Raw genomic sequence first — 17,838 nt, 5'->3', positions numbered from 1 at the left:
GGGCCACGCCGTCCGCCCGTCCCGCCCGTGTCAGCGTCCCCTGGCACACTGGCGGCCATGACTTACCCGGACGCCGCCTCGCCCGAGCTCGACGTGACAGGACCCGCGCTCGACCTGGCGCCGACGCCGCTCGACGTGCTGCGTTCCGTCTTCGGCTACGACGCCTTCCGCGGCGAACAGCAGGAGATCATCGAGACGGTGACGAACGGCGGCGACGCCCTCGTGCTCATGCCCACCGGCGGCGGCAAGTCGCTGTGCTACCAGATCCCGGCCCTGGTCCGGCAGGGCACCGGCGTGGTGATCTCGCCGCTGATCGCGCTGATGCAGGACCAGGTGGACGCCCTGGAGGCGCTCGGGGTGCGCGCCGGCTTCCTCAACTCGACCCAGGACGCGGACCAGCGCCGCCAGGTGGAGCAGGCCTACCGGTCGGGCGAGCTGGACCTGCTCTACCTCGCGCCGGAACGCCTCGGGGTCGAGTCCACGGCCCGGCTGCTCGACCAGGGCACCATCGCGCTGTTCGCGATCGACGAGGCGCACTGCGTGTCCCAGTGGGGCCACGACTTCCGCCCCGACTACCTGCGCCTCGGCGCGCTGGCCGAGCGGTGGCCCGGCGTCCCTCGCATCGCGCTGACCGCGACGGCCACCCAGCACACCCGCGAGGAGATCGCGGACCGCCTGGGCCTGACAGAGGCCAGGCACTTCGTCGCCAGCTTCGACCGGCCCAACATCACCTACCGCGTCGCGCCCAAGGACAGCCCGCTCAGGCAGCTGCTGAACCTGGTGCGCACCGAGCACCCCGGCGAGGCCGGGATCGTGTACTGCCTGTCGCGCGCGTCGGTCGAGAAGACCGCCCAGCAGCTCACCGACCAGGGCATCCGCGCCCTGCCGTACCACGCGGGCCTGCCCGCGGCGGTGCGCGCGGCCAACCAGGCGATGTTCCTGCGCGAGGACGGCGTGGTCATGGTCGCGACCATCGCGTTCGGCATGGGCATCGACAAGCCCGACGTGCGGTTCGTGGCGCACCTCGACCTGCCCAAGTCGGTCGAGGGCCACTACCAGGAGACGGGCCGCGCGGGGCGCGACGGCCTGCCGTCGACGGCGTGGCTCGCGTACGGCCTGGCCGACGTGGTCCAGCAGCGCAAGATGATCGCCGAGTCCGAGGGCGACCTCGCGCACCGCCGCCGGCTGTCGTCCCATCTCGACGCCATGCTGGCGCTCTGCGAGACCGTGGAGTGCCGCCGCGCCCAGCTCCTGCGCTACTTCGGCCAGCAGCACCCCGGGGACTGCGGGGCGTGCGACACCTGTCAGAACCCGCCCGAGGCCTGGGACGGCACCGTCGCCGCCCAGAAGCTCCTGTCCGCCGTGTTCCGGCTGGACCGCGAGCGCAACCAGCGTTTCGGCGTGGGCCATGTGGTCGACATCCTGCGGGGCAAGGCTACGCCCAAGATCACGCAGTGGGGGCACGACGGCCTCACGGTGTTCGGTGTGGGCGAGGACCTGTCGGACGGCGAGTGGCGGTCCGTGGCGCGCCAGCTCCTGGCGCAGGGCCTGCTGGAGGTGGACTCGAACCACGGCACGCTGCTGCTCACCGAGACCAGCGGCGACGTCCTGGCCCGGCGGCGCGAGGTGCGGCTGCGGCGCGACCCTGCCCCGGCGGCGGGCGCGGCGCGCCGGTCGTCCCGGTCCGGGGGCGCGAAGGCGGACGCGGTGGCGCTGTCCGACGCCGACCAGGAGGTGTTCGAGCGGCTGCGCGCCTGGCGGGCTGCGGCCGCCAAGGAGCAGGGTGTGCCCGCCTACGTGGTGTTCCACGACGCGACGCTGCGCACGGTGGCGACGGAGCGGCCGGGCGACCTGGACGCGCTGAGCGGGATCAGCGGCGTGGGCCAGGCCAAGCTGGACCGCTACGGCGAGGGGATCCTGGGGGCGCTGCGCGCCGAGGAGTGACCTGCGGCGGAGTCGACGATCGCCCTCGGTTTTGCACACTGCGAAACCGACGTCGTGCCGGGGCCGGGCCGGTCGTACGCTCATCCGTGAGCTGACGGAGGTATGCGGCGATGCGAACTCCTCTTCACCTGGCCCTGCGCAGGTTGGTGCGGGACGTCGGGATCGACACGCACGGACGCGCGCCGAAGGCCGGCGGGCTCACCCGGCGCCAGTTCCTGGGCGGGTCCCTGGCGACCGGTGCCGGACTCGGGTTCGCCGCGACGGCGCCCGGGGTCGCGGCAGCGGCCGGACCCGGCAGGCGGCACCCGCGGATCGTCGTCGTCGGCGCCGGCCTGGCCGGCCTGACCGCGGCGTACCGGCTGAGGCAGGCCGGCTACGGCGCGACCGTCTACGAGGCGGCCGACCGGATCGGTGGCCGCTGCTGGTCGAACCGCCGCTGGCGCGACGGCCAGGTCTCCGAGCACGGTGGGGAGCTCATCGACACCGGGCACACCGCGATCCTCGACCTGGTCGACGAGCTCGGCCTGGACGTCGAGAACCGGGCGGAGGCGACCCCGCCGGGCACGGAGCCGTTCTACTTCTTCGACGACGTGCCGTACCTGGTCGACGAGGTCCGTGACGACCTGCGGGAGATCCTGCCGCAGGCCCAGAGCGATGCCGAGGCCGCCGGCTTCCCGATCCTGTACCACGACCACACCGCCCGGGCCCGCGAGCTGGACCTGATGTCGATCCGGCAGTGGATCGACGCCTATGTGCCCGGCGGCCCGTCCTCCAGGCTCGGCCGGCTGCTCGACGTGGCCTACACGATCGAGTACGGCGCAGAGATCGACCGTCAGTCGTCGCTCAACCTGATCAACCTCTTCGGCTACTCCACGGCCGAGGACCCGCAGCTGTTCGGCGAGTCCGACGAGGTGTTCCACGTGGCCGGCGGGAACGACCAGGTCGTCACCCGCCTGGCCGAGGCCCTGCCCGGCCAGATCGTGACCGGCACCGCCCTCACCGCGCTGGAGCGGGACGACCGCGGCCGCTACGCGCTGGGCCTGACCCGCCACGGGAGGACCACCACGGTGGTCGCGGACCGGCTCCTGCTCGCCCTGCCGTTCTCGCTGCTGCGCCGCGTCGACCTGCGCGGGGCCAGGTTTCCGGAGCTCAAGCGCACGGCCATCGCGGACCTGCCGATGGGGCAGAACACCAAGCTCGTGCTGCAGTTCGACCGGCGCGCCTGGCAGGAGGCCGGCTGCGACGGGGACACGTTCGCCGACACCGGCTACCAGGCCACCTGGGACACCACGCTCGGCCAGCGCGGTGTCCGGGGCATCCTCACGAACTTCACCGGCGGACACGTGGCGCTCGACTTCGCCGACGCCTCAGCCACCCGGTACGCCCGCCGGTTCCTGGGGCAGCTCACGCCGGTGCTGCCGGGAGTCCCACCCACGTGGACCGGAGCGGCGTCCCTGGACTACTGGCCGGGCTACCGCTGGACCCGCGGTTCGTACGCCTACTACGCCGTCGGGCAGTACACGACCTTCGCCGGCGTCGAGGCCGAACCGGTCGGCACGTGTCACTTCGCCGGCGAGCACACCTCGATCGAGAGCCAGGGCTACCTCAACGGCGCCGTCGAGTCCGGCGAACGGGCTGCGCGGGAGATGCTCGACGCGCTCCGGTAGCCGCGCGACGGCACGCTCGTCCCGGTGGTCCAGGACGAGACGTGCTCACAGGTCGTGCTCGGCGAGCTCGCGGAACTCGTCCGGCACGGCGCCGGCCCGGCGCAGCACCACGGGGAGGTAGCCGACGGCGTCCCCGCCGAACCGCGTCCGGATCGCGTCCATCGACTCGTCGACGGCGCTCCGTGCCGCGCCCGGCGCGGAGCCGGGGCGCCACGGGTCGGGCGGTTGCAGGTCGAGCTCGAGCTGGACCGCCCCCTGGTCCGCGATGTTCGAGACGGAGACGCCGAGCAGGGTGATCTCGCACGGCGCGGCGTCCTCGATGGCGGACCAGGCCAGCCGCACCGCGACCTCGGTGAGGGTGAGCGTGGCGGACATCGGCACCGGCAGCGTGAGGGACCGCGTCGCCCGGTGCATGCCCGCGAACCGCACCGCGACCGTCACCGTGCGCCCCGCGCGCCCCTTGGCCCGCAGCCGGCGCGAGACCCGGTCGGACAGGTGCGCCAGGACCGCCCGGACGTCGTCGGGCTCCGGACGGCGTCGGCTCAGGGCCGACTGCGCCCCCACGGAGCGCGCGCGGCGGCTGGTGACGACCCGGCGCGGGTCCTCGTCCTGCGCCATCGCGCTGAGCTTGTGCCCGACGGCGTGCCCGAGGATGTGCTCGACCGCGGACGACGGGGTACGCGCCAGCTCACCGATCGTCCGGATGCCGAGGTCGGCCAGCCGCTGCTCGTTCACGGGGCCCACGCCCCAGATCAGGCGGACGGGCAGCGGGTCGAGGAAGGTCCGCTCGGCGCCGGGGTCGACGACGACCAGGCCGTCCGGCTTGGCCACCTGGGAGGCGATCTTCGCGAGGTGCTTGGTGCGCGCGGCGCCGACCGAGATGGGTAGTCCTACCTCGGCACGGACGCGTTCGCGGATCCGCGCCCCGATCGCCGCGGGCGGGCCGAACAGGTGTGTCGCACCGGACACGTCGAGGAACGCCTCGTCGATCGAGATCCGTTCGACCGTCGGCGTGACGTCCGCCAGGACGGCCATCACGGCATCGCCGAGCCGCTGGTACTCCCGGAAATGACCCCGGACGAACACGAGGTCGGGGCAGAGCCCGGCTGCGCGCCAGCCGGGCATCCCGCCCTGCACCCCGTGGACCTTGGCCTCGTACGAGGCCGCGAGCACGACTCCCCCGCGCGGTCCGCCGCCGACGGCGATCGGCCGTCCGCGCAGGCCAGGGTCCAGCAGCTGCTCGACCGACGCGTAGAACGCGTCGAGGTCGGCGTGCAGGATCGTGGCCTCGCGGACGGACATGACAACATTCTACTCGAACACGTGTTCTATGCCTCCGGCCCCGGCCGGCACCTCCCTGGTTCGGGTTCCAGGCACACCTGAGCGTCATATATGATGTACGACGTGCCGACGACGCCCCCCGCCCCGATCGCCCTTCCCTCCCGGACGGAGCACGCGCTCGCGACCATCAAGGAGGGCATCCTCAGCGGCCGGCTCGCCGCCGGGCAGGCGCTCGTCGAGGCGGAGCTCGCCCAGGAGCTGGCGATGTCCAAGACCCCGGTCCGCGAGGCGCTCAAGACCCTGGAGATGAGCGGGCTCGTCGTCGTGCGGCCCTACGTCGGGGTGCGTGTGCGGGAGCTGACGCAGGCCGACGCCGTCGCCATCTACGAGACCCGGCTGCTGCTCGAACCCGAGGCGACCCGGCGCAGCGTGCTGCGCGGCATGGACACCGCCGCCGCGCGCGCGGCGCTGGAACGGGCCGCCGAGGTGACCGAGCCGGCGCAGCGCAGCCTCGCCAACCGCGCGTTCCACGCGGCGCTCTGGGCGGCGGCCGACAACACGATCCTGACCGGCATGCTGGAGGGGCTGCGGGACCAGACGGCGCTCGCCGCCGTCACCACCTGGGCCAAGCAGCCGAGCTGGCGCGACGAGGCGCAGGAGCACGCACAGATCCTTGCCGCCGCCGAGGCCGGCGACGCCGACCTCGCGGCGGACCTGACCCGCCGGCACATCGCCGGCTTCCTCGACCGGCTCCGCCTGGGAGGTGCGACCGCCTGACCCGCAGGACCCGCGCCGCGAGCGCCGGCGGGCCTGAGGGCCTGGCGTCGGCACGCGCGGCGACGCAAGCGAGGTGCAGCCCGTTCACCGCCAAGTTCCCGGGCCGCACCTCTGGAACGAGTGCTCCATGGCGGAGCACGCACGTCACTCGATGAAGGAGCAACGATGCTCAATAGTACAAAGCAGCCTGCGCCCGTCGCAGCCCGGGCGCGACGCAGCCAGATGCGCTGGACGATCGTCGCGTTCTCGGCGCTCGGGCTCACGATCGCCTACCTCGACCGCGCCGCCCTCAGCGTCGCGCTGCCGTTCATCTCGGAGGACTTCCACATCAGCCCTGCCGTGCAGGGTGTGCTGCTGTCGTCGTTCTTCTGGACCTACGCGCTGTTCCAGGTGCCGTCGGGCTGGCTCCTGGACAAGTTCGGCCCGCGCGTCATCTACCCGATCGCCGTGGGCTGGTGGTCGGTCTGGACGGCGCTGACCGCCTTCGCGACCGGCGTCACGAGCCTGATCGTCTTCCGGCTGGGCCTCGGGATCGGCGAGGCGCCCGTGCAGCCCGCGAACATCAAGGTGGTCTCCACCTGGTTCCCGCGCCGCGAGCGGGCCTTCGCGTCCAGCCTGTTCGACATGGGCCAGCAGATCGGCTCGGCCCTCTCGATCCCGATCGTCACGTCGATCGCCGTCTTCGCCGGGTGGCGCTGGACCTTCATCCTGATCGGCGCCGTGGGGCTGCTGTGGATCGTCGGCTGGCTCGCCATCTACCGCGCGCCGCAGAACCACAGGCGGGTCAGCGCGGAGGAGCTGGAGCACATCCGCTCCGACCAGGCCGAGATGGTGCGGCACAGCGGGGAGCCGGTGCGCTGGAGCGCGCTGCTGCGCGACAACCAGACCTGGGCGCTGATGCTCGGCTACGTCTTCCGGTCGCTCGCCGGGGCGTTCTTCCTCACGTGGTACCCCAGCTACCTGCTCAACGAGCGCGGGTTCACCGAGGCGGAGTTCGGCATGGTCGGGGCCCTGCCCGCGGTCATCGGCATCGGTTCCACGGTGCTGGGCGGGATCGTCTCCGACCGCATGCTCGCCTCCGGACTCTCGCCGAACGTCGCGCGCAAGGTGCCGATCATCTCGGGCCTCGTGCTCAGCGCGTGCATCGGCTTCAGCCCGTTCGTGGAGAGCAACGTGGTGCTCATGGTGATCCTCACCGTCTCCAGCGCCGCGCACTCCTTCGCCGGGGCCGCGATCCTCAGCCTGCCGGCCGAGGTCTCCCCCAGCCCCGAGCGCGTCGGCTCGCTGGCGGGCTTCCAGAACTTCGGCTCGCAGCTCGGCAACCTCATCAGCCCCATCGCGATCGGCCTGGCTCTGACGGCGTCCGGCGGCTCCTACCTCTGGCCGCTCGTCCTCGCCGCGATCAGCTGCCTCGTGAGCGCCGCCATCTACGGCCTGTGGGTGCGCATCAAGCCGGTCGAACAGCAGGCCGACGCCCTGCAGTACGCCGGCCCCGAGCAGAACAGTCCCCAGCAGAACGGAGCATCATGACCGGGCACCACGACGTCGTCGAACGCCTGCGGACGGTCGTCGGCATCCCCGTCGTCCCCTACGCGCCCGACGGCGGCGTCGACCTCGCCCTGACCGGGCAGCTCGCCGACCGCCTGATCACCTCGGGGCTCGGCGCGATCACCCCGAACGGCAACACCGGCGAGTTCTACGCCCTGACGCCGCGCGAGCGCGCCGATGTCGCCCGGACCGTCACCGAGGTGGCCCGCGACCGCGCGGTCGTCATCGTGGGCGTGGGGCTGGACCCCGCCACGGCGCGGGCCGAGGCCGAGGCGGCCGCCGAGCTCGGCGCGCACGCGGTCATGGTGCACCAGCCGGTGCTCCCCTACATGTCGCGCCAGGGCTGGGTCGAGTACGTGGCCGCCGTCGCGCACGCGGTGCCCGGCCTCGCCGTCCTGCCGTACGTCAGCTCCCCGGCCGTCCGGGGGGCGGACGTCGCGGCGCTCGCGCACCAGGCGGGCAACGTCGTGGGGGTCAAGTACTCCGTGCCGGACCCCGTCGCCTTCGCCGAGACGGTGCAGGACACCGACGCCGACCTGCTCTGGATCGCCGGGCTCGCCGAGTCGTACGCGCCGTCGGCGTGGCAGGCGGGTGCGCGCGCGTTCACCTCGGGCCTGGTCAACGTGGCGCCCGACGTCTCGTTCGACCTGCTGGACGCGCTCCGGCAGGACGACGCGGCCCGCGCGGCCGCCGTCTGGCGCCGCATCCGGGAGTTCGAGCAGCTGCGGGCCCGCGACCGGTCCGCCGACAACGTCTCCGTGGTCAAGGAGGCCATGCACCAGATGGGGCTGTGCGACCGGTCCGTCCGGCCGCCCAGCACCACCCTGGCCGAGCCCGACCGCGCCGCCATCACGCGGATCCTCGACGACTGGAAGGTTGCGGCATGACCGGCACGACGATCGCCCGGCTCACCACCTACCTGCAGCGGGTCGGGAACCGGCCCCGCGTGCTCCTGCGGATCACGACAGACGACGGCATCGACGGCTGGGCCGAGATCTACAACCACGGCCCCGACCTCGCCTACCCCGCGATCATCGAGTACATCGCGGACCAGATCGCGGGCATCGACGCGTCCCGCGTCGCGTACGTGAACCAGCTCCTGCACCAGTCGGCCCGGTTCCCGCAGGGGGCGCTGGGGCTGGCGGCCATCGCCGCGGTGGACCACGCCCTGTGGGACATCGCCGCCAAGCGGCTCGGCGTGCCCGTCTACCAGCTCCTCGGCGGTGCCGTGCGCGACCGCGTGCGCGTCTACGCGGGCCTCTACGACGCACCTGACGTGCCCGAGCTGCGCGACCGCACGGCAGCGCTGCACGAGAACCACGGCGTGGACGCCTTCAAGCTGAGCCCCTACCGCCGCGACCTGGGGTCCCGGTTCGGGCTGGTCGCCCGCGAGCTCGGCCGCTGGTTCGGCGAGATCCGGGCGAGCCATCCCGAGGAGTGGGAGTTCGCGTTCGACGCCCACGGCTGCCTCTGGGAGCCGCGCCAGGCCGTGGACCTGGCCGCGGCGCTCGCCCCGGACGAGCCGATGTTCCTGGAGGAGCCGATCCGCCCGGAGTACCTGCCCGCCTGGGGCCGGATCCGCGCGGAGATGACGGTGCCGCTCGCCACGGGTGAGTCGCTCTACTCCCCGAACGAGTTCCTCGGCCTGCTGAACGTGCAGGGCGCCGACATCGTCCAGCCCGACATCTGCGTGGTGGGCGGGCTCACCCAGATGCGCAAGATCGCCACGCTCGCCGAGGCGCACGACGTCCCCGTCGCACCCCACAACCCGCTGGGGCCGCTCGCGACGGCGGCCAACGTGCACTTCGCGGCCGCGACGTGGAACTTCTCGATCCTGGAGTACAAGTTCGACGAGGTCTCCTGGTGCCATGACCCGTACGTACCGGTCGACGGGCACCTGGAGCTGCGGCCGGACCGGCCCGGCTGGGGCATCGAGATCGACGAGTCGGCGCTGGCGCACGACGACTGGGTGCACTGGGAGCGCAGGGTCCCGGTGCGGAGGGACGGGTCGACGGGATGGATGTGACGACACCGAGTGCTAGCCCCGTGACCAGCAGGGACGCCCGGACCAGCGCGATCCGGGAGCTCGCCGTCCGGGAGACCACCCCGGACGGACTCGACGCCGTCGCCCGCCGCGCCGCCCAGGCGGCCGGCGCGCTCGCCGTGTGGCCGCGCGAGCGGCGCGCAGGGCTCCTGGAGGCGCTCGCCGACGCGCTCGACGCCGACCGGGACGGGCTCGTGGCCGAGGCCGACCGCGAGACCGCCCTCGGCCCCGACCGGCTCGGCGGCGAGCTCACCCGCACGGCGTACCAGCTCCGGACGTTCGCCCGCGTGGTACGCGACGGCGCCTACCTCGAGGCCACGATCGACCACGCCGGCCCCACCCCCATGGGCCCGCGCCCCGACCTGCGCCGCATGCTGGTGTCCCTCGGCCCGGTCGCGGTCTACGCGGCGAGCAACTTCCCGTTCGCGTTCTCGGTGCTGGGCGGCGACACGGCCTCGGCGCTCGCCGCGGGCAACCCCGTCGTGGTCAAGGCGCACCCGGGACACCCCGCCACGTCGGAGCGCGTGGCTCGGCTCGCCGAGCGGGCCGTCGCGGCGTCGGGCGCGCCCGAGGGCACGTTCGCCCTGGTGCACGGCTTCGACGCGGGCGTCGCCCTCGTGTCCCACCCCGCGATCCGCGCGGCCGGGTTCACGGGATCGCTCGCCGGCGGGCGTGCGCTGGCCGACGCCGCGGCGGCCCGTCCCGCGCCGATCCCGTTCTACGGGGAGCTCAGCAGCATCAACCCGGTGCTCGTCACGCCGACCGCCGCGCGAGACAGGGCGGACGAGTACGGGGCGGGGCTCGCCGCCTCGGTGCTCCAGGGCGGCGGGCAGTTCTGCACCAAGCCCGGGCTCGTCCTGGTACCCGCGGGAGCGGACGGCGACCGGGTGGTCGATTCGGTGGCGCGGGCGATCGACGCGGCGCCCGCGCTGCCCGCCCTGACGGCGGGCATGGCGGACGCGTACAGGCGGGGGCTGACGGCGCGGGCCGCCGACGCCGTCGTCCGGGCGCAGGGTGCGGCCCGTACATCGACCGATCCGGGGACCGGGGCGCCCGACGGGACGGGGACGACGACGCGGCCGGCGCTGCTCGAGGTCCCGGCCGCAGAGCTGACGGCCGAGCTCGTCGAGGAGTGCTTCGGGCCGCTGGCCGTCGTCGTGCGGTACGCGGACGAGGCCGAGGCCGTGGACGTCGTCGAGCGGGTGGAAGGGTCGCTCACCGCGAGCATCCTCACGGGCGACGCCACCGACCTGGACCTGCCCGCCGCGCGGGCCGCGCTCGCGGCGCGCGCCGGGCGCGTGCTGTACGACGGCTACCCGACCGGTGTGGCCGTGAGCTGGGCCCAGCACCACGGCGGTCCGTGGCCGTCGACCAACTCGCTGCACACGTCCGTCGGCGCCTCCGCGATCCGCCGGTTCCTGCGTCCGCTCGCATGGCAGCAGGCGCCGGAGCACGCTCTGCCGGCGGAGCTGCGGGACGGGGCACCGGTCGTCCCGGTCCGCGTCGACGGGGAGCTGGTGCTGCCGCAGGGGTGAGGAAAACAAGCGGCCCCGCGGCTGTGGATGCCGCGGGGCCGCTCGATCCGCTGTCTCATTCGGATCCCGCCGGCGCTCTCGCGCCGGAAGCCTGCCCCGAGTCTAGCCGATCCACCCGTCCGCGCCGGGCGGGTGAATCCCGTCCCTTCGGGCGCGGCGTCGGATACATCGGCGTATCGTCGCAGGTGCCACAGCACCGGGCAGTGCGGCAGTGCCCGTCCGGCGGTTCAGCCACGGTCGGCCCGACCCGCATACCCCGGTCCGTTCCCGCGGGAGGCTCCGCGGCCGGACGCAGGACCACCGGCCGTGCGGTGGGCTCCGTGGAACGCCCGCGCGTATCGCGCCCGGGCGTGACTGTCGCACAACTCGACCGCGAGCGGCGCACGGTCTCCGACCCGCCATGCGATCGCCGGACTCCCGCGATCTGCGAGCCACCGACGCCCGGTACCGGCATGCCGGTACGGCGTGAGGTCCCACCGGCGGCGCCCCTCGCGCGGCTGGAAGGAGAGCGGGATGTCCACCCCGAACGGCCGGAACACGAAGCACGAGAACAAGTACCACCACAACACGAAGCACCCGGACAAGGAGCATGGTTCCAAGAACCGGTCCGTGGACCGCGCGCCGCACGGCCTGAGCTATCAGGCCTGTGCGGTGATCGTCGCCGTCGCCGGGATGTGCGCCTGGGTGGCGCACGACGTCCTGGGCGGTGCCGTCCGGACCACCCCCGTGGCGGCGCCGGCAGCAGCGACGAGCCCCGCGCAGGCGGGCGACGTGTACGTGACCACGCCACAGGCGGCCGCGCCGCCGGTGGTGCTCATGGTCGCCCCGGACGGTTCGGGCGCGACGGAGGTACCCGGGACGACGGCGGGGGCGCGCCCGTCGGCGGCGGGCGGTACCGCAGCGCCCGGCACGGCGGACGGTGCGTCGGCTCCTGTTGCCGCCGCGTCGCTCCCTTCCGCTCCCGGGACTCGCACCGTCGTCCAGGCAACGCCCGGTGCCACGCCGACGACGCCGGGGCAGGCGGCCGCCGCCGGCGGACCGGCGGCCCGCGTGGTCGTGGTGCCGACCGGGCGGCAACCCGGTTCGGCGGCACTGCCGGAGGGCCGACAAGACCAGCAGGGTCAGGCGGGCCGGCAGGCTCCGCAGGACCGACGGGTCAGCTATCAGGTGCTCGCCGCCGACGGCTCGATCGTCTACGTGGGGGCCGACGGGCAGCTCGTGGCGAACACGGGCGCCGTCTCCTCCAGTGGCGTGCTCGCGCTCGGTTCCGACGGCTCGGGGCTGCGCTCCGGCGCGTCGAGCGTCACGGCGCCGCCCACCGCTGCGGCTCCGGCGTCGTCTCCGGCGTCGTCGGCAGCGCAGGGCGGAACCACGGCGAGCACGCACCAGAACGACTCGTTCGGCGGCATGCTCCTGGGGTACGGGCAGGGCAGCTCCATGGCGATCAGCGGCTTCGAGGACCACTCGGTGAGCGTCGTCGGCAGCGGCCAGATCGTCACGTACGACGACTCGAACGTGTTCCTCGGCCGGGACGGCCGGATCAACGCGAACACCGGCGACACCGACTCCAGCGGCCTCAACGCGGTCGACGTGACCGGGTCCGTGGTCCGGTCCGGCAACTCGGGTGACGCCGAGGACACGGAGGACGAGGAGGAAGGCGAGGAAGAGGACAGCGAGGACGAGGACGGCGAGGACGAGGAGGACGAGGAGCCCCAGGACGGCGCCGACGAACAGGGCGCCGACGAAGAAGGCCCCGCGGCGTCGCCCGCCGGGCCGGCCGCACCCGCACCCGCCACGACCGGACCCACCACGACGGGCCAGGCCACCGTGACGGACGAGGGCGAGTCGTCGGCCACCGGCAACGGCGCCCTCGTCATCGGCGCCGACGGGTTCGACGACGTCTCGATCCGGAGCCGGGGCGACCGCAACGTGGTCACCTACGACGACTCGAACGTCGTGATCGGCGGCACCGGACCGGTCAACACCCAGATCGGCGACAGCGACACCGGGGGCGCCGTCGTGATGGGCGTGCACGGCTCGGACGTGCGGGCGGGGTGCGAGGGCGACCTCTGCTACTCCGACTGACCCGGACCGGGGCAGGAATCCGCGGGGCCGGGATAGCCGTCCCGGTCCCGCGGACCTACGCTGGACAGGTACCCCTTCCGCGACGACGACGTGGCGGTGACACCCCATGGGCTGGACCTTCCTGACCCGCCAGAAGCCGGCACCCGACCCGCTGGTGACCCTGCGGCTGCAGTCCCGGCTGGGCCAGCTCGCGGCCGAGCTGCGCCACGTCGAGGAGGACCCCGGCCTGTACGCCCGCGCCCACCACTGGTTCGCGGTGCAGAACGCCTACGACGCGCTCCTGCGCGAGGCGTGCCGCCTCGCGGACCTGCCCACCGACGCGGACCCGTTGCGCGCGAGCGAGCGCTCGGCCGCGGACGAACGGCTGCGGGAGGAGCTGGAGCTCAGCTCGCGCGGCTGGTCCTGGTGAGAGCCCGGTGAGGACGGCCGCGCCGTCCGCGCCCGCCTAGAGTCAGGGCATGTTCCCCTGGCTCGAGCTCGCCGGCTGGGTCGGCTCCGCGCTCGTCGTGCTGTCCCTCACGCAGGCGCGGGTGTTCCGCTTCCGCTGGCTCAACCTGACCGGCTCCCTGATCGCCACCGCGTACAACGCGGTCCTCGGGATCTGGCCGTTCTTCGCGATGAACGCCGCGATCAGCCTCATCAACGTCTACTGGCTGCTGCGCCTGAACCGCGAGCGCCACGACGCCGCGGTGTACGAGGTGGTGGAGGTGGCGCCGGACGACGCGTACCTGCTGCACGTGCTGCGCACGCACGCGGCGGACATCGCGACCTTCGCCCCGGACTTCGTGGCGCAGCCGGAGCCGGGTGAGGAGCGTTCGGCGTTCCTGGTGCAGCGCGGCGACGAGACGGTGGGCGTGGTGGAGGTGCGCGACGCCGGGGACGGTGCCGGCGTGGTGGAGCTCGACTGGGTGTCCAGGCGGTTCCGCGACCTGACGCCCGGCGAGTTCGTGTACCGGCGCAGCGGGATCTTCGCGGCCAAGGGGTTCGACCGCGTCGTCGTGCCGCAGGCCGCGCCGGGCGAGCACGCGTACCTGCGCGGCGTGGGCTTCCGCCCGGAGGGTGACGCCTGGGTGCGGGAGGTCGTGGCCGACGGCGGGTGAAAGCTGCCGGGGCCGCCTTGACAGCGCAGGGGACGGCTGGGAAAACTCTTTCCTGCCGCTGGTCTGCATCGAGGCAATCCGGCGCCGCCGACACCGACGTCCGGGAGAGAACGTGCACCTGCCCTCAGGCAACCGAACCAGCGGCAGACCGGGAGGCGGGCACGGGCGCCAGCGGTCCCGGGCCGCGGCGGCCACCGCGCTGGCGCTCCTCGTGCCCGCGGTCCTCGCGCCCACGGCGCTCGCCGCCACCCCGGCGCCCGCCGCCCCCGCAGCGACACAGGAGACGACTCAGGAGCCGGCGGGTGTGCTCGACGGCTGGACGGTGTCGTCGCCGGACCGGTCGATCGAGGCCACCGTGGACGTCGTCGACGGGACCCTCACGTACGAGGTCGTGCGGGACGGGACCACCACCGTCGTCGCGCCGTCGGGCCTCGGCCTGACGCTGCGGGAGCCCGCCGTGGACCTGACGACGGGGCTGACCGTCGAGTCCACCGAGCGCGCCGTCGTCGACGAGACCTGGACCCCGGCCTGGGGCAACGACGCCCGGGTGCGCAACCACGCGAACGAGCTGACGGTGCACGCCGTGCACGAGGCCTCCGGCGTCGAGCTGGACGTGGTCCTCCGCGTCTTCGACGACGGCGTGGGCTTCCGCTACACCTTCCCGGAGCAGGACGCGCTCGGCGACGGCGTGGTGGTGTCCGGCGAGGCGACGCAGTTCGCGCTGCCCGCCGACCTCACGGCGTACTCCATCCCGGCGGGCACGCGCTGGAGCGCGGACGAGCAGCACTACCGCACGCAGCCGCTGCCCGACGTCGCCTCCGCGCAGACGCCGATCACGCTGTCCCGCGCGGACGGGCTGTTCCTGGCCGTGCACGAGGCGGCCCTGATCGACTTCCCGAGCATGACGGTGGTGCGCGGCACGACGCCGGGCACGCTCGTCTCGGACCTGATCGCGCTGCCGAACGGTGACAAGGCCGTGATCGACGTGGACACCGACGGCTTCAGCACGCCGTGGCGCACGCTCACCGTGGGCAGGAGCGCGGGCGACCTCGCCGCCTCCCACCTCATCGAGAACCTCAACGCCCCGTGCGCCATCTGCGACGTCGACTCCGACGACGACGGTGCGGTGGACACCACCGACTGGATCGACCCGGGCACGTACGTCGGGGTGTGGTGGGAGCTGCAGCGGCGTGACACCACCTGGAACGCAGGACCCAAGCACGGCGCCACCACGGCGCGCATCAAGGAGTACGTGGACCTCGCCGTCGAGGCCGGGGCCAGGTACGTGCTGGCCGAGGGCTGGAACCAGAACGCGGGCGGCGAGTGGAAGGGGCAGGACTTCGTGACGCCCCAGGCCGACGTCGACATCGACGAGGTGCTGGCCTATGCGAAGGCGAACGGCGTCGGGTTCATGGCCCACAACGAGACCCGCGGCTACGTCGACTACTACGACGCGCACATGGACGAGATCTTCGACCAGTACCAGGAGTGGGGCATCCACGCCCTGAAGACCGGGTACGCCACACGGTTCGAGCTGGGCGGCGTCAACCGCAGCCACTACGACCAGGAGGCGGTCAAGCACTACCAGCGGGTCATCGAGTCCGCGGCCCGGCACGAGATCTCGGTCAACGCCCACGAGTCCATCAAGCCGACCGGCCTGTCGCGCACCTACCCGAACATGATGACGGGCGAGGGCGTGGCCGGGATGGAGCAGCACAACTACATGGGCGCGAGCGGCAACCCGCCCGAGCAGGCCACGATCCTGCCGTTCACCCGGTGGATGGGCGGGCCCGCGGACTACACGCCCGGCGTCCTGGCCGTGACGTGGGACCCGGCGAACCTCAGGACCCGGGTGCAGACCACGACGACGGCGCAGCTCGCGCTCTACGCGACGTTCTCCAGCCCGCTGCAGATGCTGGCCGACACCCCGGAGAACTACGCCGAGCACGCCGAGGCCTTCGCCTACCTCACGGACATGCCGACGGTCTGGGACGAGTCGCACGTGCTCGACGCCGCGCTCGGCGACCACACCGTGACCGCCCGGCGCAGCGGGTCCACCTGGTACCTGGGGTCGGTCACCGACGAGCAGGACCGCACGGTCCGGGTGCCGCTCACCTTCCTGGACGCGGACACCACGTACGTGGCCGACGTCTACGCCGACGCCGGGGACGCGTCCTGGAAGGGCAACCCGACCGCCGTCGAGGTGACGCACTCGCTGGTGGACGCCGCGGACACGATCGACGCCTCCATGGTCGGCGGCGGCGGGCACGCCGTGAAGCTGCGGCCCGCCACGCCGCAGGACCTCGCGGAGCTGGACGACTACACCGCGCCGACGTTCACCCTGGCCGGCACGCCGGAGGTCGCCTACGACCCGACCGCCTCCGCCGTGACCGTCACCGCGACCGTCCGCAACGACGGCACCACGGCCGCCCAGGCGCGCGTCGCCGTGGACGGCACGACGGTCGACGGCGCCGCCGGCCGGGTGGGCGGCGGCCAGACCCGCACGTTCACGTTCGACGTCGCGGCCGACGACGTCGCCTACCGGGCGGCGAACCAGCTCGCCGTCGTCGGCGCCGACGGGACGCCCGGGCGCCCCGTCGCCGTGGCGCTCCTGCCGCGGCCGGACCAGACCCTGACCGACCTGATCGACGACGAGGCGGAGCACCTCGCCCCCGCCCGGGCCGCGCTCCTGACCGAGCGCGCCGAGGCGGCCCTGGACGCGGCGCGGGAGAACGACTTCCCGGCCGTCCGCCGGACGATGCAGGCGGTCCGCCACGCCGTGCTCACCTCCTCCGCCGAGGCGGTGCCGCCGGACGTCGCGGACCAGATCGACGCGATCGTGGAGCCGTACCTCGGCACCGCGGCCGGGCTCTTCGGCATCCTGGACCTGGTCCGCGACGCCGAGGGCACCTCCGCGATCGACGGGCCGACCGCCACCGCCCTGCGGCAGCCCGCAGCTCAGGCCGTGGCGCACGCCCGGGCCGGCGACACCGCGGCCACGACCGAGGCCCTGGGGGTGCTGGCCGAGCGGATCGCCGACGCCGAGGGTGACGACGCGGCCCTGGCCACGCTGCTCGCCGCCGTCGAGGCACAGCACGGCGAGCAGGTCAGCGAGGCGGAGACGGCCACCCTCCTGGGCGGCGCACGCACCAACGCCGAGCACCCCGGCTACACGGGCACCGGGTTCGTCCGGGACCTGACCAAGGTCGGGGCGGGCGTGCGGTTCACCTACGAGGCCGCGGCGCCCGTCACGGTCGAGCTGTCGTTCCGGTACGCCAACGGGATGGTCGTCGCGCCGCTCGACCGCCGGCTCTCCGTCTCCGTGGACGGCGGCGCGGCACAGCCCGTCGCGTTCCCGAACCTCGGCCAGGGCGCCGACCGGTGGCGCATCTGGGACCACTCCCCCGGCGTGCCGGTCACGCTGGCGGCCGGGCGGCACGAGATCCTGCTGCACCACACCGCCACCGACACGGGCAACGTCAACCTGGACCACCTGCGGGTCACGGCGCGGCCCGGGGTCCTGACCGAGCCCGAGACCGCCGCCTGGGCGGCCCGGACCATCTACACCACCGGCGACCGTGTCTCGCACCAGGGCTCGCTCTGGCAGGCCTCGTGGTGGACCCAGAACCAGACGCCCGGCCAGTCCGCCTACGGGCCGTGGCAGGAGGTCACCGAGACCTGGGACGGCACCGCTGTCTGGACGCCGTCGCGGATCTTCGACAGCGGCGACTTCGTGGAGCACGACGGCACGCTCTACGAGGCGAAGTGGTGGACCCGCAACCAGGAGCCGGGCGACCGGCACGGGCCGTGGCGGGAGATCGGCTGACGGTCTCCGGTGCGACGGCGCCGCTGCACGG

The 17,838-nt window shown here is 73.7% G+C and carries 12 protein-coding genes; 11 read left to right on the top strand and 1 reads right to left on the bottom strand.

The window, feature by feature from the left end; genetic code table 11:
• Nucleotides 1-57: 57 nt before the first annotated feature.
• Nucleotides 58-1,944 (top strand): DNA helicase RecQ, encoded by a 1,887-nt coding sequence (gene recQ / locus AB0I29_RS06125; protein WP_357479286.1) that lies wholly within the window; start codon nt 58-60, stop codon nt 1,942-1,944.
• Between the two features lie 110 nt (nt 1,945-2,054).
• On the top strand, nt 2,055-3,611 hold the full coding sequence (locus tag AB0I29_RS06120) for an FAD-dependent oxidoreductase (RefSeq protein ID WP_357479283.1): 1,557 nt from the start codon (nt 2,055-2,057) through the stop codon (nt 3,609-3,611).
• A gap of 45 nt (nt 3,612-3,656) precedes the next feature.
• Here AB0I29_RS06120 and dinB read toward each other — a convergent pair whose 3' ends face one another.
• The gene (dinB, locus tag AB0I29_RS06115) at nt 3,657-4,913 is read right to left on the bottom strand and encodes a DNA polymerase IV (protein WP_285104475.1); all 1,257 of its coding nucleotides are present in this window, start codon (nt 4,911-4,913) and stop codon (nt 3,657-3,659) included.
• A gap of 93 nt (nt 4,914-5,006) precedes the next feature.
• Between dinB and AB0I29_RS06110 the strand changes: the two genes are divergently transcribed.
• The 9 genes from AB0I29_RS06110 (at nt 5,007) to AB0I29_RS06070 (ending at nt 17,807) form a co-directional block, all read left to right on the top strand.
• Nucleotides 5,007-5,669, top strand: a complete 663-nt coding sequence (locus tag AB0I29_RS06110) for a GntR family transcriptional regulator (RefSeq protein ID WP_285104854.1) — start codon at nt 5,007-5,009, stop codon at nt 5,667-5,669.
• Between the two features lie 165 nt (nt 5,670-5,834).
• Nucleotides 5,835-7,199: an MFS transporter gene (locus AB0I29_RS06105; RefSeq protein WP_357479280.1), complete on the top strand. Its 1,365-nt coding sequence runs from the start codon at nt 5,835-5,837 to the stop codon at nt 7,197-7,199.
• Nucleotides 7,196-8,104: a dihydrodipicolinate synthase family protein gene (locus AB0I29_RS06100; protein ID WP_357479277.1), complete on the top strand. Its 909-nt coding sequence runs from the start codon at nt 7,196-7,198 to the stop codon at nt 8,102-8,104. The genes AB0I29_RS06105 and AB0I29_RS06100 overlap by 4 nt, the downstream gene beginning before the upstream one ends.
• Entirely contained in the window at nt 8,101-9,243 is a 1,143-nt protein-coding gene (locus AB0I29_RS06095; RefSeq protein ID WP_285104470.1) for a mandelate racemase/muconate lactonizing enzyme family protein, read from the top strand. Before AB0I29_RS06100 ends, AB0I29_RS06095 begins: the two co-directional genes overlap by 4 nt.
• Before the next feature lie 20 nt (nt 9,244-9,263).
• Complete coding sequence (locus tag AB0I29_RS06090) at nt 9,264-10,796, top strand: aldehyde dehydrogenase family protein (protein ID WP_357479275.1); 1,533 nt, start codon at nt 9,264-9,266, stop codon at nt 10,794-10,796.
• A 513-nt stretch (nt 10,797-11,309) separates the two neighbouring features.
• Entirely contained in the window at nt 11,310-12,881 is a 1,572-nt protein-coding gene (locus AB0I29_RS06085; protein WP_357479273.1) for a hypothetical protein, read from the top strand.
• Between the two features lie 106 nt (nt 12,882-12,987).
• Complete coding sequence (locus tag AB0I29_RS06080) at nt 12,988-13,290, top strand: hypothetical protein (protein ID WP_285104465.1); 303 nt, start codon at nt 12,988-12,990, stop codon at nt 13,288-13,290.
• Nucleotides 13,291-13,339: 49 nt separating this feature from the next.
• Nucleotides 13,340-13,981: a hypothetical protein gene (locus tag AB0I29_RS06075; RefSeq protein ID WP_357479270.1), complete on the top strand. Its 642-nt coding sequence runs from the start codon at nt 13,340-13,342 to the stop codon at nt 13,979-13,981.
• Nucleotides 13,982-14,093: 112 nt separating this feature from the next.
• Nucleotides 14,094-17,807 carry a glycoside hydrolase family 97 catalytic domain-containing protein gene (locus AB0I29_RS06070; RefSeq protein ID WP_357479267.1) on the top strand — a complete coding sequence of 1,238 codons (3,714 nt, stop codon included), beginning with the start codon at nt 14,094-14,096 and terminating at the stop codon, nt 17,805-17,807.
• Nucleotides 17,808-17,838 lie beyond the last annotated feature (31 nt).

Origin of the sequence: Promicromonospora sp. NPDC050262, assembly GCF_040655935.1 — a bacterium.
Classification (GTDB): Bacteria; Actinomycetota; Actinomycetes; order Actinomycetales; family Cellulomonadaceae; genus Promicromonospora.
This window is presented reverse-complemented; position numbering and strand designations above follow the sequence as displayed.

Excerpts from the sequence above, each read along its gene's own strand:
- recQ (WP_357479286.1), top strand. The coding sequence starts at position 58 with ATGACTTACCCGGACGCCGCCTCGCCCGAGCTCGACGTGACAGGACCC.
- AB0I29_RS06105 (WP_357479280.1), top strand. The coding sequence starts at position 5,835 with ATGCTCAATAGTACAAAGCAGCCTGCGCCCGTCGCAGCCCGGGCGCGA.
- AB0I29_RS06080 (WP_285104465.1), top strand. The coding sequence starts at position 12,988 with ATGGGCTGGACCTTCCTGACCCGCCAGAAGCCGGCACCCGACCCGCTG.
- AB0I29_RS06095 (WP_285104470.1), top strand. The coding sequence starts at position 8,101 with ATGACCGGCACGACGATCGCCCGGCTCACCACCTACCTGCAGCGGGTC.
- AB0I29_RS06085 (WP_357479273.1), top strand. The coding sequence starts at position 11,310 with ATGTCCACCCCGAACGGCCGGAACACGAAGCACGAGAACAAGTACCAC.
- dinB (WP_285104475.1), bottom strand. The coding sequence starts at position 4,913 with ATGTCCGTCCGCGAGGCCACGATCCTGCACGCCGACCTCGACGCGTTC.
- AB0I29_RS06110 (WP_285104854.1), top strand. The coding sequence starts at position 5,007 with ATGTACGACGTGCCGACGACGCCCCCCGCCCCGATCGCCCTTCCCTCC.
- AB0I29_RS06075 (WP_357479270.1), top strand. The coding sequence starts at position 13,340 with ATGTTCCCCTGGCTCGAGCTCGCCGGCTGGGTCGGCTCCGCGCTCGTC.
- AB0I29_RS06120 (WP_357479283.1), top strand. The coding sequence starts at position 2,055 with ATGCGAACTCCTCTTCACCTGGCCCTGCGCAGGTTGGTGCGGGACGTC.
- AB0I29_RS06100 (WP_357479277.1), top strand. The coding sequence starts at position 7,196 with ATGACCGGGCACCACGACGTCGTCGAACGCCTGCGGACGGTCGTCGGC.